The sequence below is a fragment of the Micromonospora sp. NPDC003944 genome, from assembly GCF_053605225.1.
In genome coordinates, this window is sequence record NZ_JBSGIV010000011.1 from 91,874 (window position 1) to 113,305 (window position 21,432).

Annotated in this window: 17 protein-coding genes; 4 read left to right on the forward strand and 13 right to left on the reverse strand. The window is 71.9% G+C overall.

Annotation, left to right across the window (positions count from 1 at the left end):
* Positions 1-7 precede the first annotated feature (7 nt).
* Genes ACWER9_RS08045 through ACWER9_RS08085 form a run of 9 tightly spaced genes read right to left on the reverse strand, consistent with a single transcriptional unit; the run spans position 8 to position 11,463 of the window.
* Complete coding sequence (locus ACWER9_RS08045; protein WP_452301104.1) at positions 8-2,026, reverse strand: hypothetical protein; 2,019 nt, start codon at positions 2,024-2,026, stop codon at positions 8-10.
* Entirely contained in the window at positions 2,026-3,225 is a 1,200-nt protein-coding gene (locus ACWER9_RS08050; protein ID WP_452301105.1) for a glycosyltransferase family 4 protein, read from the reverse strand. The genes ACWER9_RS08045 and ACWER9_RS08050 overlap by 1 nt, the downstream gene beginning before the upstream one ends.
* The gene (locus ACWER9_RS08055) at positions 3,225-4,172 is read right to left on the reverse strand and encodes a glycosyltransferase family 2 protein (protein WP_452301106.1); all 948 of its coding nucleotides are present in this window, start codon (positions 4,170-4,172) and stop codon (positions 3,225-3,227) included. The genes ACWER9_RS08050 and ACWER9_RS08055 overlap by 1 nt, the downstream gene beginning before the upstream one ends.
* Entirely contained in the window at positions 4,169-5,485 is a 1,317-nt protein-coding gene (locus tag ACWER9_RS08060; protein ID WP_452301107.1) for an O-antigen ligase family protein, read from the reverse strand. Before ACWER9_RS08060 ends, ACWER9_RS08055 begins: the two co-directional genes overlap by 4 nt.
* Positions 5,482-6,645 carry a glycosyltransferase gene (locus tag ACWER9_RS08065; RefSeq protein WP_452301108.1) on the reverse strand — a complete coding sequence of 388 codons (1,164 nt, stop codon included), beginning with the start codon at positions 6,643-6,645 and terminating at the stop codon, positions 5,482-5,484. The genes ACWER9_RS08060 and ACWER9_RS08065 overlap by 4 nt, the downstream gene beginning before the upstream one ends.
* On the reverse strand, positions 6,638-7,945 hold the full coding sequence (locus ACWER9_RS08070) for a glycosyltransferase family 2 protein (RefSeq protein WP_452301109.1): 1,308 nt from the start codon (positions 7,943-7,945) through the stop codon (positions 6,638-6,640). Before ACWER9_RS08070 ends, ACWER9_RS08065 begins: the two co-directional genes overlap by 8 nt.
* Entirely contained in the window at positions 7,945-8,790 is an 846-nt protein-coding gene (locus ACWER9_RS08075; RefSeq protein ID WP_452301110.1) for a class I SAM-dependent methyltransferase, read from the reverse strand. The genes ACWER9_RS08070 and ACWER9_RS08075 overlap by 1 nt, the downstream gene beginning before the upstream one ends.
* Entirely contained in the window at positions 8,787-10,352 is a 1,566-nt protein-coding gene (locus ACWER9_RS08080; RefSeq protein WP_452301111.1) for an oligosaccharide flippase family protein, read from the reverse strand. The genes ACWER9_RS08075 and ACWER9_RS08080 overlap by 4 nt, the downstream gene beginning before the upstream one ends.
* On the reverse strand, positions 10,345-11,463 hold the full coding sequence (locus ACWER9_RS08085) for a sugar transferase (protein ID WP_452301112.1): 1,119 nt from the start codon (positions 11,461-11,463) through the stop codon (positions 10,345-10,347). Before ACWER9_RS08085 ends, ACWER9_RS08080 begins: the two co-directional genes overlap by 8 nt.
* 210 nt (positions 11,464-11,673) lie before the next feature.
* On the opposite strand from ACWER9_RS08085, the gene ACWER9_RS08090 reads away from it, so the two are divergent.
* The 3 genes from ACWER9_RS08090 (at position 11,674) to ACWER9_RS08100 (ending at position 16,394) form a co-directional block, all read left to right on the forward strand.
* Positions 11,674-12,726: a GDP-mannose 4,6-dehydratase gene (locus tag ACWER9_RS08090; RefSeq protein WP_452301113.1), complete on the forward strand. Its 1,053-nt coding sequence runs from the start codon at positions 11,674-11,676 to the stop codon at positions 12,724-12,726.
* A 124-nt stretch (positions 12,727-12,850) separates the two neighbouring features.
* Positions 12,851-15,238, forward strand: coding sequence for a galactose-binding domain-containing protein (locus ACWER9_RS08095; RefSeq protein ID WP_452301114.1), 2,388 nt, complete (start codon positions 12,851-12,853; stop codon positions 15,236-15,238).
* A 484-nt stretch (positions 15,239-15,722) separates the two neighbouring features.
* On the forward strand, positions 15,723-16,394 hold the full coding sequence (locus tag ACWER9_RS08100) for an HAD family hydrolase (protein WP_452301115.1): 672 nt from the start codon (positions 15,723-15,725) through the stop codon (positions 16,392-16,394).
* On the opposite strand, the gene ACWER9_RS08105 is transcribed toward ACWER9_RS08100, so the two are convergent.
* Positions 16,384-17,250, reverse strand: a complete 867-nt coding sequence (locus ACWER9_RS08105; RefSeq protein WP_452301116.1) for a metallophosphoesterase family protein — start codon at positions 17,248-17,250, stop codon at positions 16,384-16,386. The genes ACWER9_RS08100 and ACWER9_RS08105 overlap by 11 nt on opposite strands.
* Positions 17,251-17,388: 138 nt before the next feature.
* On the opposite strand from ACWER9_RS08105, the gene ACWER9_RS08110 reads away from it, so the two are divergent.
* Complete coding sequence (locus ACWER9_RS08110) at positions 17,389-18,240, forward strand: alpha/beta fold hydrolase (protein WP_452301117.1); 852 nt, start codon at positions 17,389-17,391, stop codon at positions 18,238-18,240.
* A 92-nt stretch (positions 18,241-18,332) separates the two neighbouring features.
* Here ACWER9_RS08110 and ACWER9_RS08115 read toward each other — a convergent pair whose 3' ends face one another.
* From ACWER9_RS08115 to ACWER9_RS08125, 3 genes are read right to left on the reverse strand one after another with little or no spacing between them, the layout of a single operon-like run.
* The gene (locus ACWER9_RS08115) at positions 18,333-19,349 is read right to left on the reverse strand and encodes a methyltransferase (RefSeq protein ID WP_452301118.1); all 1,017 of its coding nucleotides are present in this window, start codon (positions 19,347-19,349) and stop codon (positions 18,333-18,335) included.
* A gap of 42 nt (positions 19,350-19,391) precedes the next feature.
* Positions 19,392-20,021, reverse strand: coding sequence for a hypothetical protein (locus tag ACWER9_RS08120; protein ID WP_452301119.1), 630 nt, complete (start codon positions 20,019-20,021; stop codon positions 19,392-19,394).
* Entirely contained in the window at positions 20,018-21,424 is a 1,407-nt protein-coding gene (locus ACWER9_RS08125) for a selenium-binding family protein (protein ID WP_452301120.1), read from the reverse strand. Before ACWER9_RS08125 ends, ACWER9_RS08120 begins: the two co-directional genes overlap by 4 nt.
* Between the last annotated feature and the right edge of the window lie 8 nt (positions 21,425-21,432).

Below are 21,432 nucleotides of genomic sequence, written 5' to 3' on the forward strand. Positions count from 1 at the left end.
GTCGTCGTCAGCCCCAGCGGTCGGCGTCGCCGACGGCCACGGCCCGGCGCAGGACGATGGACCCGGTGGAGGGCTGCTCCGCGCTCGGCCGCCCGGCGGCCAGCAGCTCCTGCCCGAAGACCGGCCAGTGGTTCGCCAGGTTGCCCGTCGGGGCCTCCCGGGACGGCTCCCGTGGCGTCGCCTCCGCCACCGGCGGTCGCCAGGGCGTCTCGGGCCGGGCCAACGGCCGACCGAGCACACCCGACGCGGCGGGAGCGCCGCCCCAGGCCGGCCCCGCGGGCTCGGGCTGGGCGGTGGGCGTCGGCACCTGCTCGGGCCGGTCCGGGACGTCCGTCACCCGCGGGTTCGGCTCGGTGACGGCGTCCTCGATCCGGGTCGGCAGGGCCGGCGCCTGCGCGGGCGCCGGCACGGTGGCGACCGGGGCACGCGCGGTCGTCGTACCCGCGATCGGCTCCCGGTCGGGCGTCGCGCTCTGGACGGGCGTGCGCTCGACGGGCGTGCGCTCGACCGTCGTGCCCTGCACCGTCGTGCCCTCCACAGTCCTGCCGGCCGCGGCCGACTCGCCAGTGCTCTGGCTCTGCCGGCGGTGTCGTCCGGGTGGCCCGGACTTGTCCTCGACCAGGGCGCTGACCAGCTCACGGATCACCGCGCCCTGGGCGCCCGCCTTCGTCGCCGGCAGCGCCAGGGCATCCGGGCTCGCGCCCGGCACCAGGGCCGGTTGCTCGCTGCTCGGCCGGTGGTCCGTCCGGGACACCGCCCCGATCACCACGACACCGGCCAACGGAAGCCCGAGTTGTTGGACGAGCCGGGCCGCCCGGGTGCTGACGTCCAGGTCGGTCCGCCCGGCGCGGACGACCAGCAGCACGCCGTCCGCGTGCTGGGCGAACGCCGAGATCTCCCGTCCGGCAAGGATCGGCGGCGCGTGGACGATCACGCAGTCCTCGTCCTCGCCAAGCGCGTTGAGCAGCCCACCCAACTCGTGCAGGGCCTCGGTGTCGGCGCCCTCGCGGGGCTCGGCCGGCAGCACGGTCAGGGTGGGGAAGTCGACAAGGCGCACCGGCGGGGATTTCTGTGCCAGCACCTGCTGCCAGGTGTGCGGGGCGTCCGGGAAGTGGCCCGACAGCACCGGGTCCCGTACCGCCCCGTCCACGAGCGTGGCCCGGCAGTGCTCGTCGGCCATGCCGAGACCGAGCAGGGCGGTCACCAGCGCCTTGCCGTCGTCGTCATGGGCGCTGGTGACCAACAACCGCCGACGGGGCAGGGGAGCGGTGAGCACACTCAGCGTGGAGATCGCGGCGCGTACCGCGTCGGCGACGTCGGTGCGGGCGTACAGCGCGGCGGCGTGATGGCGGGCGAACCGGCGCGGCAGCTTCGGCAGCACCCCGACCACCGGAAGGCCCAGGCGCGCCTCGATCTGACCGATGTCGCGCAGCCGGCTGTCGAAGCGGTCGCGCAGAATGGTCGCGCCCCAGCCGGCCAGCAGCCCGGCCAGGGCCCCGAGCACGCCGTTGAGCAGCGGCTTGGGGAACGCCGGCCGCGCCGGCGGGCTGGCGGTGTCGAGCACCCGGGCGTTGATGCTCGTGGAGCCGCCCATGTCCAGCCGGCCCAGCTGTTGGCTGACGGCCCGGGAGGCGGCGTTCGCGATCGCGGCGGCCTGCGTACCGGTGCCGGCGCTCGCGTGCACGGTGATGATCTGGAGCCCGAGTTCGTACTCGCCGCTGACGTGGCCCACCACCGCCCGCTCGGGCAGTTGCAGCGACCGCGCCGCTTCGAGCGCGACCTCCCGAGACCCGACCAGGCGGGCGATGGTGGGCGTGAGGTTCTGTGCGAGGGTCAGGTCCACCGGCCGGTCCTCGTCGGTCTGTTCGGCGCTGACCAGCACGCTGGCCTCCGCCTCGTAGCGGGCCGGAAGGAGCTGGGTGACTCCCTGGGCTGCGGCCAGGCCCGCGCACAGGCCGAGCAGCGGCACGCCCACCCGGCGCCAGGAGGCACCGAGCAGACCTTTGACATCTATCGACGCGCTCATCAGGCGATCGCCTCTCTGGTTGGGTGCCCGGCCTCGGCGGGCGGTGTGCGGAGGGACCGGGTCGGGGACCGCAGTCCGCGCCAGGTCGTGCAGAGGGTGTCGGCGATGCGGTCCCAGCCGAACTCGGCGCCGGCGCGGGACAACCCTCGGTTGGCGAGCTGTCCGGCGAGTGCGGGGTCGTCGCGCAGTCGCGCGAGGCGGGCGGCGAGTGCGGGGACGTCGCCGGCCGGGAAGACGAGGCCGGAGTCGCCCACCACGTACGGGATCTCGCCGACGTCGCTGCCGACGACGGGTACGCCACACGCCATCGCCTCGACGAGCACCCGGCCGAACTGCTCGCGCAGCGGGATGCCGATCCACGGCAGGGTGTTGCGCTGCACCACCTCGACCGACGGCATCGCCAACACGTCCATGCCGTTGAGCAGCGTGGGCAGCTCCGCGTGCCCGGCCCAGCCGTGCCGGTGCACCCGGCCCGGCCGGCGCGCCGCGGCCCGCTCGATCTCGCCGCTGAGGCTGCCGTCGCCGACGAGTGACACGTCGCAGTCGATCAGCTCGGCGGCGCGCAGCAGGTCGCCCACGCCCTTGTGCGGCTCGAACCGCCCGACGAACCCGACGGTGAACGGGTGCGCGGCCGGCTCGGCGGGCTGTGGGCGGAACCGGCGGGTGTCCACACCGAGCGGCACGATCGTGGCCGGGCCCCGGTAACCCTTGATCCGCAGCACGTTCAACGCCGCGGGCGTGATCGGGAAGGCGTGGTCGACGGACAGGTAGGACTGCCGCTCGATCCGGGGGAACGGCACCGGAAAGCGGGTGACCACGTTCTGCGCGGCGTACAACGTGGTGGGCACCCCGGCCCAGCAGCGTTGCCGCAGCCGCAGGGCCTGCCAGGTGGTGAGGTACGCGGCCTCGCCGATGACGTGCAGGACGTCCGGGCGGGCGGTGGTCACGTCGTGTTGTCCGGGGAGCCGGAACAGCACCGAGGCCATGTGCCCGGTCACCGACTCGCCGAGCAGGTGCGGGACCACGTAGTACCGCAGTCGGCGGTGCCGGCGGGCCAGCCGGGCCAGTTCGCGTCGGGTCCCCGGGGACACGTCCGCGGCGAGCACGGTCAGGGTGACGTCCGGCTGGTCGCACAGGACGTCGAACAGGTCCGTCCAGTGTTCGGTGCGCTTGCCGACAACAGTTGTCAGGACGTGCATCACGCTCCTCCTCTCGTCTCAGGTCGGCTGACCGCGATGCGGCCGACGCGGGTCCAGGCCCGCAGTCGGGCCGTCCCGGCCCGTGGTTGCAGGGGCATCCGTGCCCCGGCCAGTCCGATACCGATCAGCGCCCGCAACAGCACCGCGCCGCGTACGGCACGCAGGGTGCCGGCTCGGTGGCGGGCGAAGAACCGCAGCATGCTGCGGTACAGGTGGGGCCAGATCCAGGCCGGGTCGGAACTGCTCGCGCCGCCGGTGTGCACAGCGCTCACCGAGGGCACGTAGAGCACCTCGGCCCCGCGTCGGGCCGCCTGGAGGCACAGCTCCTCGTCCTCGTAGTACAGGAAGTAGCCCTCGTCGAGGCCGCCGATGGCCTCGAACAGCTCGCGCCGCACCGCCAGGCAGGCGCCGGAGAGCCAGTCCACGGCCACCGGTCGCGCCCCGCGCACGCAGGCGTCGTACGCGGCCCGGCGCTGCCGGCCGCTGAGCAGCCGCCGCAGCGGAACCGGCACCAACGCCCCACCGAACCGGCTGGCCAGCACGGTGACGAGGGATTCGAAGCGGTGGGCGCTGATCGCCACCCGGCCGTGCGCGTCGACGAGCCGTGGGCCCGCGATGCCCACCGACGGTCGGTCGCGCAGAACCCGGACGAGTTCCGCCACCGTGCCGGGGGCGACCACGCAGTCCGGGTTGACCAGGAGCACCACGTCGGTGTCGACCCCGGCGGCGGCCCGGTTCACGGCGGTGGCGAACCCGGTGTTCGTGGCGCTGGCGAGGACCGTCACCTCCGGAAAGCGCTGCCGGACGAGGTCGACGGTGCCGTCGGTGGAGGCGTTGTCCACCAACCGCACCGGCACCCGCGCCTGCCGTAGCGCGGTCAGGGCGGCGACGATCTGCCGCGCCGAGTTGTGGGTGACCACCACGGCGGTGGCGTCGGCTGCTCTCATGCCGCCACTCCCGTTCGGGCCAGGGCGCCGCGCAGCAGCGGTGGCCGGGCCAGCCGTCGCCGCCGTACGCCCTCGTGGTGCGCCGTGAGGAGGGTCAGTGCCGGCAGCAGGCCCAGCTCCCAGTGCCCGTCGGTCGGCGCGGCGAAGAGGGCGGCGGCCAGGAACCCGCAGGAGAGCGCCGCGAACGGCAGCGCGACGCCGTCCCGAGCCCGCAGGCCGACGCGGATGCTGCGCAGGATCGGCCAGAGGACCAGCAGGAGGCCGACCAGCCCGAGGTTGGCGAGCACCGTCACGTAGAAGGCGTGGTACACCGGCCCGACGTCGGTGAAGGTGAAGCCGGACAGGTAGATGTCCTGGGTGGTCTGCCCGAGGCCGGCCCCGACCAGCGGCTGGTCGGCGAACACACCCAGGCCCACCTCGGATTCGACGCCCCGGTAACCGGCGGACTGCTCGAACCCCTTGCTGATCTCTGTGGCCCGCTCGCGTACTCCTGGTTGCAGGGCGAGGATCCCGGCCACCGCGACCGCCGCGACGGCGGTGGCGGCCAGGCCGGCGCGGACCGTGCGGCCGCCGCGGACCAGCATGAGCAGCCCGGTCAGCGCCGCGGCGAGCCAGATACCGCGGTACGACGCGAGGAGCACGTCGACGGCGAAGAACCCACCGAGCAGGAGGGCGCCGGCCCGACGCCAACCCCGCACCCGGCCGGCGACCCAGATCAGCGCGGGGATCGCCATGAGGGTGATCAGCCCGCCGTGCCGCCCCGGTGCCGTCACCGAGATGGCGGTGAAGACCCCCGCCAGCACCACGTACAGGATGCCGGCGGCCAGGATCCGACGGGGAGTGGTGAGGGTGTGGGTGGCGACGAAGAAGTACACCGGGATCGTGGCCACCTGGTACGCGGCGACAAGCACCTCCGCCGGAAGGTTTCCGACGGCCAGACCGTAGGCGGCCGCCACGACTGTCAGACCGACGAGCACCAGCATGCCCACGTCGGCGACGGTGCGCCGGCCGCGCTTCTCCACCCCCAGCCAGTGCCGCACCACGAGTGCGACCCCGCCGGCGGCCAGCAGCAGCACCTTCACCGCGATGTAGCCGCGCACGTCGCCGCCGCTGAGTACCGCGCCGACCACCGCGCCGCCGATGATGCCGACCGGCAGCACGGCCCAGGGCCAGAGCAGGAACGCGCCGGCGCACAGCACTCCGATGGCGGCGGCCAGGCCGACCGGCCCGGGTAGCAGGGTGACCCCGGAGACCACCGCGCCCAGCCCGGCACCGGCGAGCACCACACCGGGTGCGACGATCGGCGCCCTCATCGCGGCAGCCCCGCCACCAGGGCACGCAGCTGGACGCCCCGCGCCGACCAGCTGTTGCGGGTGGCGACCTCCCGGCGTCGGGCGGCGTCCTCCGGCGCTCCGGCGCGGTCGAGCGCGTCGGCGAGCGCCGCCGCGAAGCTCGACGGGTCGGCGGCGAGGGTGATGGTGTCGGCGAGCGCGGCCAGCGCCGGCAGCGGTGTCGCGACGACGGGCTTGCCGAGGGCCAGGTACTCGTAGCACTTCTTCGGGTGCACGTAGTCGATCAGCCCGCCCACCCGGTAGGGGATGATGGTGACGTCGCAGGCCCGCAGGATGCCCGGCACGTCCGCGAAGCGGACGGCGTCGACGAGCACCACGTTGGACAGGCCGGCCAGCGGGGCACGGCCGGCCCGGGTGGACGGCCCGATCAGGACGAACGTCCACTCGGGGTGGGCCCGCGCCACCGCGGCGACGAGGTCGGCGTCGAAGGCCCGGGTGTCGACCGCCCCGCTGTAGCCGATCAGTGGTCGGCGCAGGCCGAGCAGCCAGGGCGCGACCGGGCCGTCCGGCGCGAAGCGGTCCGGGTCGCACCCGTTCGCCAGCACCACCGGCGCCGGGTCGCAGGCGGGCATCCGGTCCGGTAGGGCGGTGGATGAGGCGAGGACGAGGTCGGCGGCGCCGACGGCGGAGCGCAGCGCGCGACGCAGGTGCCAACGGTTCCAGGGCCGGGTGAACGTCCAGTCCAGGTCGGTGGCGTCGTAGACGACGGCCGCCGCGTCCAGCCGTGCGGCGACCGGCGCGGCCAGGTCCTCGTCCAGCCACAGCAGTCGTACGGCTGCCGCCCGCCGCCGGAGCCACCGGCGCAGCAGGCGTGCGGCGAGCCAGCGGTTGACCCGGTTGACCGGGGGCAGGTGCCGACCGAACGGCAGCAGGGCCGGTCCGTCGCACTGCCACAGGCCGTCGGTCACCTGCCGGATCTCCGGCCGCCAGCGCGGAAGGTGCCCGGCCGGGTCGACGAAGAGCACCCGGTGGTCCACGGTCAGCTCGCGGGCCAGCGCGTGCTGCCGGTGGGCGCCGTTCGCCCAGGGCGTGCCGCTGAAGATGACCACCCAGTCGCGGTCGTCGGCGGGCGGGTCGATCGTCTCGACAGCCGGTCGGAGGGTGGTGGTGTGCTCAGCCACGGCCCGTCCGCTCCATCGCTCGGGGCGCTGCGGCGGGCAGCACCTCGTCCTCGCCGAGGCGGCCGAGCACCGGGCGGGCGCGCTCGTCGTCGAGTCGCAGCAGGCGGGCGCCGGCGTGCCGGTCCAGCCAGCTCCGCAGCGCGCCGGCCGCGACCCGTCGGTTGACCCAGTTGACGAGCGGCACCGAGCCACCCAGCGGCAGCACGGTCGGCGCGACGGCGTGCCAGGCCGCCGAACCGATCGGAGTCACCTCGCACCGCCAGCGCGGCCGGTGTCCCGGCGGGTCGACGAAGAGCAACCGTTGCCCGGGCGCCAACTGCCCCAGCACCGTCGAGTGCCCGTCGACGGACCATCGGGTCCGGCTGAACAGCACCACCCAGTCGCGGGTGTCACCGTCGGGCAGCGGGCCGACGTCGCCGCGCAGCGCGGCGAGCAGGTCACCAAGACCCAGCTGTACGGATCGACCGAAGAGTCGCTTGACCAGGTGGTCGGCGAGCAGTGCGGCCCGGAACAGCGGCAACCGGTAGCGGGGCTGGGTCAGCCGCAGGTACCCGACCAGGCTGCCCAGCAGGTGTCGGAAGCGGATGGTCGGCCCGAGCAGCCGGCAGGACGCGCCACGGCTGTGCGTCACCACCGCGTCCGGGAGCATCCACAGCTGGTGCCCGGCCTGGTCGAGCTGCCGGGCGAGGACGGCGTCGTTCCAGTAGACGGGGAACGTCTCGTCGAAGATGGTCTGCTGTCCCAGCACCCTGCGGCGCAGCAGCATGCAGCTGCCCGAGGCGAGTTGCCGGGGCCGGCTGAAGTCCTCGCCCCGCATCTGGAACCGGTGCAGCGCCTGACGGAATCCGGGCAGTCGGCGCAGCGCGGTCACCAGCGCGATGGTGGCGACGAAGCTGGGCTGTTGGACGTAGTGCTGCTGGAAGGTGCCGTCCGGGTTGAGGTACAGCGGGCTGACCCCGGCCACGTCCGGCCGTTCCCGCAGGTGGTCGACCAACCGGGACAGCGCGCCCGGGTGGAACCGGATGTCGCTGTTGAGCAGCAGGATCAACTGCCCGTTCGCCCGGCGGTACGCCTGGTTCACCGCGGCGGCGAACCCGGTGTTGTGCTTGTTGCGGATCAGCCGGACCCGGGGTTGGTCGGCGAGCATCTCGGCGGAGCCGTCGGACGAACCGTTGTCCACGGCCACCACCTCGTAGTCCAGGTCCGGGTCGGCGGTGGACGCCAGTGACTCCAGGCACTGCCGGGTCTGGTCTCGGGTGTTCCAGCTGACCAGCAGCACCGACAGCAGCGGGGCGCCCATCACGACACCGCCCGGTCGTCGCGGCGGGCGAAGATCCGCAACAGGTCGCCGAGTCGTGGGTGTGTCACCCGGGGCGAGCGGCTGGCCGCGACGTCGGCGACAAGCAGGTCGCGGGCGTTGCGCAGCCGCGCCGCCGGTTGCCAGTAGAACCGGGAGAAGACCGTGTCGTGGGAGATCACCCGGAACCCGGACTCCACGAGCATCCGGCTCAGCGTGTCCGGGGTGAAGTGCCACCGGTGGTACGCGGGAGCGATGGCGGGCCAGTCGGTGCCGAGTCGGTGGGCGGCGGCGGAGGCGATGTTGGGTACTTCGAGGGCGAGCCAGCCGCCGGGGGTGAGGGCGGTGTGGGCGGCGTGCAGGAAGGCGCGGGGGTCTTCGACGTGTTCGAGGACGTGGAAGGCGCAGACGACGTCGGCGGTGAGTGTGGGTGCGATGGTTTCGAAGTAGCCCTGGCGTACGGGCATGTGCAGGTGGTCGCGGGCGAACTGGGCGGCGGCGTGGCTGACCTCGATGCCGCTGGCGGTGATGCCCGCCTGGTGGGCGGCTTCGAGGAAGTACCCCCCGGCGGGACCGGCTTCGAGCAGCACGGTGGGGCGGACGGTGGAGAGCAGCCACCGCAGTCGCCGCCGCGCCTCGAAACGGCGTGGCGCGGCCCGGAAGTAGTCGTCGTAACCACCCTCGGCGAAGTAGTCCTCGTCGTAGCGACCGTCCTTCTCGGCCTGCTCCTGCGCCGTCCAGCCGAAGCCGCAGCCCGCGCAGCGGCGCAGCAGCCCGCCGAGTTCGGGCCGGTGGGCCTGCCGGGGCCCGCACACCACGCACCTGGCGGTGCGACGGTCGACGCTCATCGTGGCCCTCCCGTGCTCGGTGACAGCACGGCGGCCGGTGCGCGCAGCAGCCGGTGCAGCCGCATCCGGTCGCTCGCGCCCACGTGTCCGCCGACGGCAAGCAGCGTGCCGGCGACGAGCAGGGTCAACGCCGTGCGGCTGGAGACGGCGAGGGCGGCGTCGAGTCGTCCCGGGCCGTCCGGCAGGTACCGGCTGGCCGCCGCGGTGACCAACCCGGCCGCGACGGCCGCGGCCAGTGGCGGCCAGACCGCCCGCACCAGCGGGGCCAGCGGCCGGGCCGTTGCGGTGTGGAAGTAGACCAGGAAGTACCCGGTGCTGAGCACCACCGCCAGAGCGGTCGACAGCGGTACGCCGAGCGGCCCGCACAGCAGCAGCAACGGCACGGTGAGGGCCAGGTTGAGCACGACGGAGAGCACCACGTAGCGGGTCTCCAGGCCGGGCCGGCCCTCGGCGCGGGCGGCGATCGTCGCCGCGCCGGTGATCAGGTTCAGGGCGTACGCGGGGGCGAGGATCATGATGTTCGCCGCGGCCCAGGGGACCTGGTGCCCCAGCCACAGTCGGACCAGCGGGTCGGCGCTGACCATCAGGGCCGCCGTGGCCGGGGCGAGGAACAGCGCGAGGTACCGGGTGGCGGCCAGGTAGAACGAGTCCAGCCAGCCGGTGCCCCGGGTGACGGTGCGGGCGACCGCCGCGGGGAAGAGCACGATGAGGGCGAAACCCGGGGGCAGTCGAAGCAGGTTGAGCAGGCGGCTGCCCAGGTCGAAGCCGCCGGCCACGGCGGGGCCGAAGGCGCCACCGAGGACGAGACGGTCGACCTCCACGTTGACCATGCCGGCGCCACTGGACACCTGCACCCGCAGCCCGTAGCCGCCGATCCGGCGGATGTCGGCCAGGTCCGTGCGCCCCCACCGGGGGGACAGGTCCGGGCACTTGCGGCGGGTCGTCGCGGCGAGCAGGAGGGTACGGATCACACCGGTCGCGGCGCCCGAGGCGGCCAACGCCACCAGGCCGCCGCCGAGGCGGACCACCAGGATGGCGAGGGCTGCGCCGAGGATCGCGGTGCCGGCGCTGATCGCGGCGAGGGATCCGTACCGTTGGCCCCCTTCGAGCACGGCCCGCCACGGCAGCTCCACCGCACCGGCCACCAGGCCGACCACCAGCCAGAGGGTGGCGTGCCACGCCTCGTCGGCCAGGTCACCCAGGCGCAACAGCCCGGCGAGCCACGGCCAGCAGGCGCCGAGCGCCCCCAGGGTGAGCAGGCCCAGCAGCACGGCCCAGCCGAGCCCCAGCCCGAGCAGCCGGCGTACCAGGTCCCGGTCCGCCGCGCTCTCGGCCCGAGCCACCTCGCGCACCAGTGCGGAGCCGAGCCCGAGGTCGATCAGGGCGGCCATCGCCAGCAGGCCGGCGAGCACGACCCAGATCCCGAACTCCCGGGGCCCGAGCCGTTGGTAGACGACCGGCACCGAGACCAGCCCGGACACCGCCATGACCACCCGCGCGGCCAGCATGCTTGCCGTGTTGCGGGTGATCCGGGTTCCGGCCGCGTCGGCCGTACTAGCCACGGGGGAACCCCCGGAACAGCTCGACGACGGTCAGCAGGAGCAGCGCCAGGTCGACCCGCATCGACCGGCAGTTCAGGTAGAGCAGGTCACACCGGAGCTTGTCCTCGACGGTGGCGGCGTACCCGCCGGTGAGCTGCGCGATACCGGTCAGCCCCGGTCGGATGAGGTGCCGCAGGTCGTAGTCGGGCAGCCGGGTGAAGCCGGCGATGAACTCCGGTCGCTCCGGGCGGGGCCCGACGAGGCTCATCTCGCCGCGCAGCACGTTCCAAAGTTGGGGTACCTCGTCCAGCCGGGACCGCCGTAGCCAGCGGCCCAGCCGGGTGATCCGGGCGTCGTCCGGCAGGGCCAGGACAGGCCCGGTGGCCTGCTCGGCGCCGACCCGCATGGTCCGGAACTTGACGACCCGGAACAGCCGGCCGCCCGCGCCGACGCGTTGCTGGAGGTAGAACGGTGGGCCGGTGAACGACACCACGGCGGCGATCACCGCGATCAGCGGCACCACCACGACGGCGCTGAGCAGGGTCACGCCGACGTCGAAGAACCGTTTCAGCCGTTCGCCACGGGGCCGGCCGGCGCCCGATCCCAGCCGGATCCAGGGCAGCCCGCCGAAGCGGGCCATGGCCGGCGCCCGCAGCAGGCCGTAGACGGGTCGGGCCAGCACCATGATCTCGACACCGGCACTCAGGCAGCTGGTGACGATGCGGTCGTCGATGCTCTCCAGGGAGTGCTTGAGGAGCAGGAGTCGAGGGCGGACGCTCGCCAGCACCCGCGCGAACTCCTCGGCGCAGGTCGGCACCGGGAGTCGGACGGCCACGTCGAACTCCTCGTCGAGGCGGTCGGGCGTCGTGGCCGTGTCGTTCGCCTCGAGCACCACCACGCGGGCCCGCCGTCTGTGCTGCTCGACCCGGGTGGTCTGCTCGTAGCGGGCGAACAGCTCCTGGAGTTGCAGCGGGATCTCCGGGCGCTGTGACACCTCGGATCTCGGTGTGGTGGCGAGGTCGTGCGGGCTCGCGTTGTCGTTGCCCGGCAACGGAGTCGAGTCCGCGGTGACGGGACCGGGGGTCTTCCTCAACGCGCACACCTCCTTCTCCGTCAGGTGCTTCGAGGGCATGCAGGCGAGCACCCCGGGAGTAAGCTACTAGTCACAAATGCCCCATTAGTCCCGGATTGGCAAAAACGGGACTCTTCGTCTTGAACCACCCATATATGCCCAGATCGTTGCGTGAAACGTCCGTTTGCTGGGTGTTTGGTGGGTTACGGTCGTGCCCGGCCGTCTGGTGCCGCAGTGGGCCGACAGCCCCGTCGTTCCGAGGAGTTCCCCATGGATCTGCCCGTTCCCGCCGTCGGTGTCGACCCGCCGACGGACCTGATGCCCCGGCGCGTGCTGGTGACCGGAGGGGCCGGCTTCATCGGCAGCCACGTGGTCGCCCGGCTGATGCTGATGGGCAGCCAGGTCCGGGTGCTCGACAACTTCTCCACCGGCCGGATCGAGAACCTGGCCGACGCCGCGTACGGAGGGCTGACCGAGGCGGACGTCGTCTCGGGTGACATCCGTACGCCCGAGGGTGTCGAGGTCATCCACCAGTGGCAGCCGGACGTGGTGGTGCACCTCGCCGCGCAGCCGAGCGTCCCGGCGGCCCGTCGGTCACCCCTGTACGACGCCGACGTGAACGTGTTCGGCACGGTCAACGTGCTGGACGCCTGCGCCCGTGGCGGCGTACGGCTGGTCATCAACGCGGCGAGCAGCGCCGTCTTCGGCAGCGTCGCCGCCCACGACCTGCCGGTTCGCGAGGACCACCCGATCGCGCCGGTGAGCCCGTACGGCGTGAGCAAGGCCGCCGGCGTTCACTACCTCGACTGGTACTCCCGTCAGCACGGCCTGTCGTCCACCTCGATGGTGTTCGGCAACGTCTACGGGCCGCGGCAGGAGGGCAGCGACTGCGGCGTGGTGTCCCTGATGGCGGATGCGCTGCTCGGCGGCCGACAGGTGGTGATCTACGACGACGGTACGCAGACCCGGGACTTCATCCACGTCAGCGATGTCGCCGAGGCGATCGCCGTCGCCTGTCACCACCCCGGGGTGGGGATGGTGAACATCGCCTCGGGTCGACAGACGAGCGTGAACGAGGTCTACGACACCGTCCGGGAGGCGTCCGGCGTCGGCAACGCGGCCCGTTACGAGCCGCTGCCGTGGCCGGGGGAGGTGCGCAACATGGCGCTGGACATCAGGAAGGCGCGGGAGCTGCTCGGGTGGTACCCCAAGATCGGCTTCACCGAGGGCGTACGGATGACGGTCCGCGACGCCCGCCGCCGCCAGGCCGGCGGCCAGATCCTGTCCCCGGTGCGGGCGCTGGAGCAAGCCATCAGCCACTGACCTGCCAGCACGTAATTCCCGTCATCTGATCAGGAATTTCATTGAACAGTCTAACTCTTGCGGGTCGGCATCCATTGCTGCCACGATGGCCGTCAATGCCTTCCGTCCCGAAGGAGTGGTCCCCATGGCGGTGTCCCGCCGCAGGTTCGTCACATCGGTTCTGGCCGGGTCCGCCCTCGCCACCGCCTCCAGCTCCGAGCTGCTCGGCAACCTGGCCAGCCCCGCGCACGCCGCAAGTCCCCCCGGGGACGTGGTCGGCAAGGTGACCGTCGGCTACCAGGGGTGGTTCAGCGCTCCCGGCGACTCCGCGCCGATCGGCGGGTGGTGGCACTGGAGCCGCGACCGCTTCCAGCCGCCGTCGCCCGCCAACACCACGATCGTGTCCTGGCCGGACATGCGCGAGTACACGCGCAGCTACCCCACCGCGTACCCCAACCTGGGCAACGGCCAGCCGGCCACCCTCTTCTCCTCGTACGACCAGCAGACCGTGGACACCCACTTCCGCTGGATGCAGGAGTATGGCTGCGACACCGCCGCCCTGCAACGGTTCAACCCGATGGGCGACGAGGGCCCGACCCGCGACGCGATGGCCCAGAAGGTGCGCTCCGCCGCCGAACGCTACAACCGCAAGTTCTACATCATGTACGACGTCACCGACTGGCTCACCTTCCAGTCGGAGATCAAGACCGACTGGACGACGAAGATGGCCGCGCACACCGCGTCGTCGGCGTACGCCCGGCAGAACGGCAAACCCGTCGTCTGCATCTGGGGTTTCGGCTTCAGCGAGCCCAGCCGCCCCTTCACCCCCGGGCCCTGCCTGGAGGTCATCAACTGGTTCAAGGCCCAGGGCTGCTACGTCATCGGCGGCGTCCCCACCTGGTGGCGGCAGGGCATCGAGGACTCCCGCCCCGGCTTCCTCGACGTCTACCACGCGTTCCACGCGATCTCGCCGTGGATGGTCTACCGGGCCAGGACCGTCGAGGAACTGGACTCCTACTACAACAACGTCAACGTCGGCGACATGGCCGACTGCGCGGCACGCGGCATCGACTACCTGCCCTGTGTGATGCCAGGTGACCTCGCCGGCGGCCACCGCAAGCACGGCGACTTCTACTGGCGGCACATCTACAACATGGTCCGGCTCGGCTCCCAGGGCCTGTACGTCTCCATGTACGACGAATACAACGAGGGCAACCAGATCGCCAAGACCTCCGAGACCCAGGCCACCACCCCGGCCGGCGCGAACATCCGCGCCCTCGACGAGGACGGCGTCGCCTGCTCCTCCGACTACTACCTGCGCATCACCGCCGACGGCGGCCGGATGCTCAAGGGACAACTCGCCCTCACCCCGGTCCGCCCCACCCCACCGATGGTCGGCACCCCACCCCCGACCGGCGGCGACCTCGCCGCCGGTCGATCCACCTCGGCCAGCAGCCAGAACGGCCCCTTCCCAGCGTCGAACGCGGTGGACTCCGACGCCGGCAGCTACTGGGAGAGCGGCGGCGGGTCCTTCCCGCACTGGTGGCAGGTCGACCTCGGCGCGAGCCACCAGGTCAACAAACTGGTGGTACGACTGCCCTCCGGCTGGGGCGCACGCACCCAGACCATCACCGTGCAGGGCAGCGTCGACGGCAGCTCCTTCTCGACAATCGCCGGGGCCTCCGCGTTCGCCTTCGACCCGGCCACCGGCAACACCGTCACCCGCACGCTGACGACCACCACGACCCGCTACGTCCGGCTGAGCATCGCCGGCAACACCGGCTGGCCGGCGGGCCAGCTTGCCAAGGTCGAGGTGTACGCGGGCAGCACCACCCCGGACAACCCACCAACCGCCCCGAGCGGCCTCACCGTCACCGGCAAGACCTCGACGAGCGTGTCCCTGGCCTGGACGGCCTCCACCGACGACACCGGAGTGACCGGCTACCAGGTCCGCCAGGGCGGCACAGTCGTCGCCACCGTCACCGGCACCACGGCGACGGTGAGCGGGCTCAGCGCCTCCACCGCGTACACCTTCACGGTCGTCGCCCGCGACGCCGCCGGCAACACCTCCAGCGCGTCCTCGGCGGTCACCGTCACCACGGACGCCGCGGCCAACGCGGACCTGGCCCGGGGCCGGTCCACGAGCGAGAGCGGCCACGTCCAGAGCTACGGGTCGGGCAACGTGGTCGACGGTGACGCGAACAGCTACTGGGAGAGCAACAACAACGCCTTCCCGCAGTGGGTGCAGGTCGACCTGGGCGCGACGCGCACGGTCGGGCGGGTGGTGCTGAAGCTGCCGCCGTCGTCGGCCTGGGCGACGCGGACGCAGACGCTCTCCGTGCAGGGAAGCACCGACGGGGGCAGCTTCGGCACGCTCGTCGGCTCGGCGGGGCGGGTCTTCAACCCGGCCAGCGGCAACCAGGTGACGCTGACGTTCACCGCAACCCAGGCCCGCCACGTGCGGATCACCGTAACCGGCAACACGGGCTGGCCAGCAGGGCAGTTGTCCACCCTGGAGGTCTACGCCAGCTGACCGGCCAGCTCGCTCGCCAACCCCGCACCACCCGGTCGATCATGGAGTTGTGGTGGGTAACAAACCGCCCCCCTGGCCCCCAAACCAGGCACCACAACTCCATGATCGACCGGCCTCCGCGCGATCTTGCACTTTCTGTCCCAGCAAAAGGGGCATCCTGCCTGAATCAACATCCGAAACTGCAAGATCGGCGCCAAGGTAGAGCGGCAGTCTCGGGGCAGGGCTGGGTTACGAGGGTTTCGAGGCGTGCGGGTGTTCGCGGGAGCGTAAGCTTCGGCTGCGAACGAGCGTGCAGGTCCGGATGCGGCGGCGGGTCGCCAGCCGCCTCGGATTGTCGGAGGCCGAGGCGCGGTGATCCGTAGATCTTGGACACTTTCCGTTCGACGACGACGGAAACTGTCCAAGATCTCGCGTTATGTGGACGAGGCGAGCCGGAACGTGCATCGTGTTCCGCTCCGGGGCACGTATGGCTATCGTTCGAAGTGTGCAGCCGCTGGCGTTGTTCGACCTTGACGACACACTGGTGGATCGTGACAGGGCATTTCTGGCGTGGGCGGAGGAGTTTGTCGTCGCCCAAGGGCTCGATGAGGCCGCGCTGACTTTCCTGCTCATGGCTGACGCGCACCACTCGGGGCCGATGGACAGCTTCTTCGCGACCGTCTGTCAGACGTTCGACCTGTCCGCACCGCCGAAGCAGTTGTGGGGGCAGTACCGCCGCCGGATGCCTGAGCTGGTGTCGTGTCACCCGGACGACGTAGATGCCTTGAAGCGACTACGTCGTGGAGGCTGGCGAATTGGTGTCGTGACCAACGGGATGCCAGACAACCAGCTGGGGAAGATTCGCAAGACCGGGTTGGACAAGCTTGTCGACGGTTGGTGCGTCTCTGGTGACGTCGGTATTCGCAAGCCGGACCCTGAGATCTTCCGTCTCGCCGCTGAACGTTGTGGAAGCGGCTGTGGCCCGAGCGGGTGGATGATCGGTGACAACCTCGTTCTCGATATCGCCGGTGGCCATGCGGCGGGGCTGCTCACGATCTGGTTGCAGCCGAAGCGTCGGCCCGACTCGTGGGCGTTCGTCGGGCCTGCGCCGGACGTCATCGTGGACTCGGTGTCCGAGGCCGTCGAGGTGCTCCTCGGTGTCGGGCTCAGCCGCTGACGGACGAGCGTCGGCGTACGTCGTCTGCCGGGTTGATGGTGCGTACCGGGTCGGGCACGGGCCCTCGGGGTTGCCACTCGCGGGGGTAGCCGAGGGAGACCTCTTCGAAACGCACCCCGTCGTGGAAGGTGGTGCGGGGGATGTGCAGGTGCCCGTAGACGACTGTGGCCGCGTCGAAGCGCACGTGCCAGTCTCTGGTGCGGACGGTGCCGCACCACTGGGCGAACAGCGGGTACCGCAGGACGTCGGTCGGTTCCCGCACCAGCGGGTAGTGGTTGACGAGCACCGTCGGCAGCGCCGGGTCGCGTTCGGCAAGCCGGCGTTCGGTCTCGGTGACCCGGGCGTCGCACCAGGCCTCCCGGCTCGGGTACGGGTCGGGGTGCAGCAGCGTCTCGTCGGTGCACACCACCCCGGCCCGGTACGCCAGGGCCAGTGACTCCTCCCGCGTGTGCGCCTCGGGCACCCGGAACGTGTAGTCGTAGAGCACGAAGAGCGGGGCGATGGTGGCCGGGCCGCCGTCGCCGTCCCACACCGGGTACGGGTCCTCCGGGGTGAGCACCCCCAGCCGTCGGCACATCCGCACCAGCTCGCGGTAGCGCTCCTCGCCGCGCACCGTGACCGGGTCCCGGGGTGGCGTCCACAGCTCGTGGTTGCCCGGTGCCCAGACGACCCGGGCGAAGCGGCTGCTCAGCAGCCCGAGCGCCCACTCGATGTCGGCGAACCGGTCGGCGACGTCGCCGGCGACGAGCAGCCAGTCGCCGGGGTTGTCCGGGTGCAGTTGCTGGACGAACGCGCGGTTGTGCGGGTGCCCGACGTGCAGGTCACTGACGGCCCGCAGCCGGGGCGGAAGTTTCACCCTCCGAGGTTAGGACGGCGCGGGAGGGTCGGGAAACCCCTCTTCCTGCTGTTCGGGCCGATCTGACCGGCCGCATATCCGGTGGCCGGGCGGGAAAGCGCGGGGCGTCCGACAGCCCAGACCGGAGCAGGAGTAGACATGCCTTTCATCACCGTGGGGACGGAAAACTCCGCACCCATCGACCTGTACTACGAGGATCACGGTTCCGGTAAGCCGGTGGTGTTGATCCACGGCTTCCCGTTCAACGGCGCGACCTGGGAGAAGGAGACCACCGCGCTGCTCAACGCCGGATACCGGACGATCACCATTGATCGACGCGGTTTCGGTAACTCGGCGCAGCCGGCGTTCGGGTACGACTACAACACGTTCGCGGCGGACCTGGACGTGTTGATGACCGAGCTGGACCTCAACGAGGTGACCCTGGTCGGTCACTCGATGGGCACCGGCGAGGTGGTCCGCTACCTGGGTAACTACGGCTCGCAACGGGTGAGCCGGGCCGTGCTGCTCAGCCCGCTGCAACCGATGCTGGCCAAGGCGAGCGACAACCCGGAGGGCGTCGACCGGGGCCTCTTCAAGGGCTTCCAGGACGCCATCATCAAGGACCGCTTCGCCTACCTGACGTCCTTCTGCGACGCGTTCTTCAACCCGGACCAGAACATGGGTAAGCGGGTCAGCGAGGAGGCGTACCGGGCGCACTGGCAGATCGGCGCGATGGCCTCCGGCAAGGCCACCCACGACAGCGTGGACGCCTGGCAGGAAGACTTCCGCCCCGACCTGCCGAAGATCAACATTCCGGTGTTGATCGTCCAGGGTGACCAGGACCGGGTGCTGCCGTACCCGGTGACCGGTCAGCGGCTCGCACCGATGATGCCCACCGGCCAGCTCGTCACGCTCAAGGGCGCGCCGCACGGCATCCCGTGGACCCACGCCGACGAGGTCAACAAGGCGATCATGGACTTCATGAAGCAGCCGGCCAAGGCTCGCGCCTGACCCGTACCGGTAGCCGCTCGGACGCCAGCGCCAGCACGGCGCTGCGACACCCGGCCCATGGTTTCGCACCCGGGGCCGGGTGTCGTCCGCGTTCAGGCCCGGCGGGCCACCACCGCGCCGTTGGCGCCGGGCGCGTCGAACGGCACCGTCCGCACGTCCACGAAGCCGGCGTCGGTGAGCCAGGCCGCGTACTCGGCGCCCGAGTAGTTGCGGCCGCCCTCGGTCTCGACGAGCATGTTCATCCCCATCAGGGCGGCCTCCGGGGGCCCGGTGCGCTCGTCGTTGAGCAGCAGTTCGCAGACGACGATCGCCCCGCCGGGCGGCAACGCCGCGTGGCACCGGGCCAGCAGCTCCCGGTTCGTCGGCTCGTCCCAGTCGTGCAGGATCATGCTGAGCAGGATGACGTCGTGCCCGCCCGGCAGCGCCGGGTCGGCGAGGAAGTCGCCGGCCACCGCGTCGATCCGCCCGGTCAGGCCGGCCTCCGCGATCCGCTCCCGGGCCCGTACGCAGACGTGTGGCAGATCCAGGACCGTCGCCCGCAGGTCGGGCAGGCGGCGACAGAACTCGATCGGGAACGCGCCGGCACCGCCGCCCACGTCGAGCAGCCGGCGGTGCGCGGAGAAGTCGTACGCGTCGGCCAACGCGCTCGCGGTGAAGCTGGACGTGGAGAACATCGCGTCCCAGAACTGCGCCAGCATCTCCGGGTCGGCGGTGTCGAACATCGACTGCTGGGCCTCCGGGTCCCAGGTCAACGGCCGGTCCGTGCGCAGCGCGTCGCCGATGCGGTGCCAGGGCAGGTAGGTGCGTAGGTCCGAGTAGCGGACCTGCGCACCGAAGTAGTACGGGCGACCCTCGACCAGGAACTGCTCGGCCAACTCCGAGTTGCGGTACGCGTCGCCGGCCTTCTCCAGCAGCCCGAGCGAGGCACTTGCCGCCAGCAGCAGGTCCGCGGGTCGGTCGGGCAGCCCGAACTCGGCGGCGGCCTGCTCGACCGTCATCGTCCGACCGCCGGCCAACCGGGTGAACAGACCCAGCTCGACGCCGGCCGCGAGTGTCTTGAAGCCCCACACACCGGCCACCAGGCGCATGAGGGGAGTGGGAGTGATCACCAGGCCATGAGATCACACATCGGACGTTTCCACGATGGATGGTCACGCCCGGATCAGCGTCACCAACCCCGCGGCCACCAGCACCCCCGCCCAGAGCCGGTCCACGTTGAACCAGGCCCGACGCAGCACGCCCACCCCGAGCACCTGGTAGACCAGCAGTGCCACCACCAGGGCGGTGCCGAGCATGGCCACGGTGTGCACCCCGGCCGCCGCCAGGCCGGACAGCGCGCCCACCGGCGCGGCGGCCAGGTGCCCGGAGTGATCCCCTGGCACCGGCTCGGCCACCAGCACCGGCAACAGCATGAGCCCCGCCCCGTGCGCCGACGACATCAGGAACGACCAACCGGCGAGCTGCGCCGCCGACAGCCGCATCCCCGCCCAGCGGAAGTGCCGCTCGGAGAGCAGCCGCCACAGCCCGAAGGCCACGAGCAGCACCCCGCCGACCACCGCGAGGGCGGTGCTCGCCGTCACCGACCGGGTCGCGGCGACCAACGCCGCGACGATCGCCACCGAGGCGAGGTGCCCCGCCGCGATCGGCGGCAGGGCGCGCAGCAACGCCGACCGGTCGCGCTCCTGCAGGCCGCGGGCCACCGCGAACAGCCACCCCATCGCCGGGTTCAGACCATGGAACGCGCCGAGCGCGGCGAGCGTCGCCAGGGTGGTGACGGTCACGGAAAGCAGTACGAGTCGGAGGACGCGTCACCGCCCTGCAAGCGGGTCTGGTGCACCCGCAGGCCCCGGAACTCCTCCCCGTGCGGGAAGAACCGCTCGTCGGGGGTGAGCCCGCCGGCGGCCACGTCGACGTCGAGCTTGGCCAGCCAGGCGCCCACCCCGTCGGGGTAGAACTGGTCGTCCCACGCGCCGTAGAGCGAGTTGCTGACGTAGACCCGCCGACCGTCCCGGCTGACCTCCACCATCTGCGGGCCACCCGCGAGGGCCTCGTCGGGCGCGGACGGGTGCGGGGTCCGGCGGACGATCCCGCCGAGGTGCACCGAACCCGTCTGCACCGGGTGCAGGGGGTCGCTGACGTCGTACTGGCGCAGCTCCCCGGTGCCCCAGCAGGAGACGTAGAGGAACCTGTCGTCCACGGACAGGTCGATGTCGGTCACCAGCGGCGGCACCGCCCCGAACGGCTTGAGCAGGTCGGGTAGGTCCTTCGGGTCCGCCGGCTCGGCCGGGATGTCGATCACCTTGGTGACCGCCCAGGCGTCCCCGTCGCGGTGCCACAACCAGATCGACGCGGACAGGTCCTCGACGCTGATCACCACCCCGACGAACCCGTACGACTTCGTCGGGTCGTGCGCCGGCCGCAACTCCAGCGGCATCTGGTACGCATCACCCAGGTCGACCCGTTGCACGTGTCGGCGTTTCGCGAGGTCCCAGAAGTGGATGGCGTGCCCGTAGCGCCGGCCCAGCAGCAACTCGCCGATGATGCCGTCCTCGATCATCGACGGGGTGCCCCACTCGCTGGTGACGAGCACGTCCTGGGTCAGGTGCCACCACACGTCGTACGCCAGGAACTGCGGCCCCCGGTCGGCCTCCCAAGCCCCGCGGACCTCGAAGGTGGTGTGGTCGAGGATGGCGATGCCACCCGGGCCCTCCTCGCCGTCCGCGCCGCCGAGGGCGGAGAGGTAGATGCCGTCCGGGCCACAGTGCACGGTGTGCGGCCGCGAGTAGCCGGCCCGCTTGGCCAGCTCCTCCGCCCCGATCACCTTGACGACCTGCGGCTGACGGGGGTCGGGCTGGGTGTCGAGCACGTGGATGCGCGACGACCGCAGGCCGGGCACGATCAGGTAGCGCCGCTCGACGTGCGGGTGCGGGGCGGTCGGGCAGAGCGCGCTGCTGCACGCGTTCCAGCCGAAGTGGTGCAGTTCGTCACCGACGTACGGCAGGTCGGTCCAGCCGACGACCCGGCCGTAGTCGGGGGAGTCGGGGTCGGTGTCCAGCACAGCGATGGCGTCCGGACGGCTTGCCGCCCGGTCGAAGGCCGCCACGTAGGCGAGCTTCTCCGCCGGTGCGGTCACCGCCTCTCGGGGCGAGGGGTAGAACGTGGGGTCGGGGGTCCAGCGGGTCATCGCAGCTC

Excerpts from the sequence above, each read along its gene's own strand:
- ACWER9_RS08055 (WP_452301106.1), bottom strand. The coding sequence starts at position 4,172 with ATGAGAGCAGCCGACGCCACCGCCGTGGTGGTCACCCACAACTCGGCG.
- ACWER9_RS08070 (WP_452301109.1), bottom strand. The coding sequence starts at position 7,945 with ATGGGCGCCCCGCTGCTGTCGGTGCTGCTGGTCAGCTGGAACACCCGA.
- ACWER9_RS08125 (WP_452301120.1), bottom strand. The coding sequence starts at position 21,424 with ATGACCCGCTGGACCCCCGACCCCACGTTCTACCCCTCGCCCCGAGAG.
- ACWER9_RS08060 (WP_452301107.1), bottom strand. The coding sequence starts at position 5,485 with ATGAGGGCGCCGATCGTCGCACCCGGTGTGGTGCTCGCCGGTGCCGGG.
- ACWER9_RS08075 (WP_452301110.1), bottom strand. The coding sequence starts at position 8,790 with ATGAGCGTCGACCGTCGCACCGCCAGGTGCGTGGTGTGCGGGCCCCGG.
- ACWER9_RS08110 (WP_452301117.1), top strand. The coding sequence starts at position 17,389 with ATGCCTTTCATCACCGTGGGGACGGAAAACTCCGCACCCATCGACCTG.
- ACWER9_RS08085 (WP_452301112.1), bottom strand. The coding sequence starts at position 11,463 with ATGCCCTCGAAGCACCTGACGGAGAAGGAGGTGTGCGCGTTGAGGAAG.
- ACWER9_RS08045 (WP_452301104.1), bottom strand. The coding sequence starts at position 2,026 with ATGAGCGCGTCGATAGATGTCAAAGGTCTGCTCGGTGCCTCCTGGCGC.
- ACWER9_RS08095 (WP_452301114.1), top strand. The coding sequence starts at position 12,851 with ATGGCGGTGTCCCGCCGCAGGTTCGTCACATCGGTTCTGGCCGGGTCC.
- ACWER9_RS08090 (WP_452301113.1), top strand. The coding sequence starts at position 11,674 with ATGGATCTGCCCGTTCCCGCCGTCGGTGTCGACCCGCCGACGGACCTG.
- ACWER9_RS08050 (WP_452301105.1), bottom strand. The coding sequence starts at position 3,225 with ATGCACGTCCTGACAACTGTTGTCGGCAAGCGCACCGAACACTGGACG.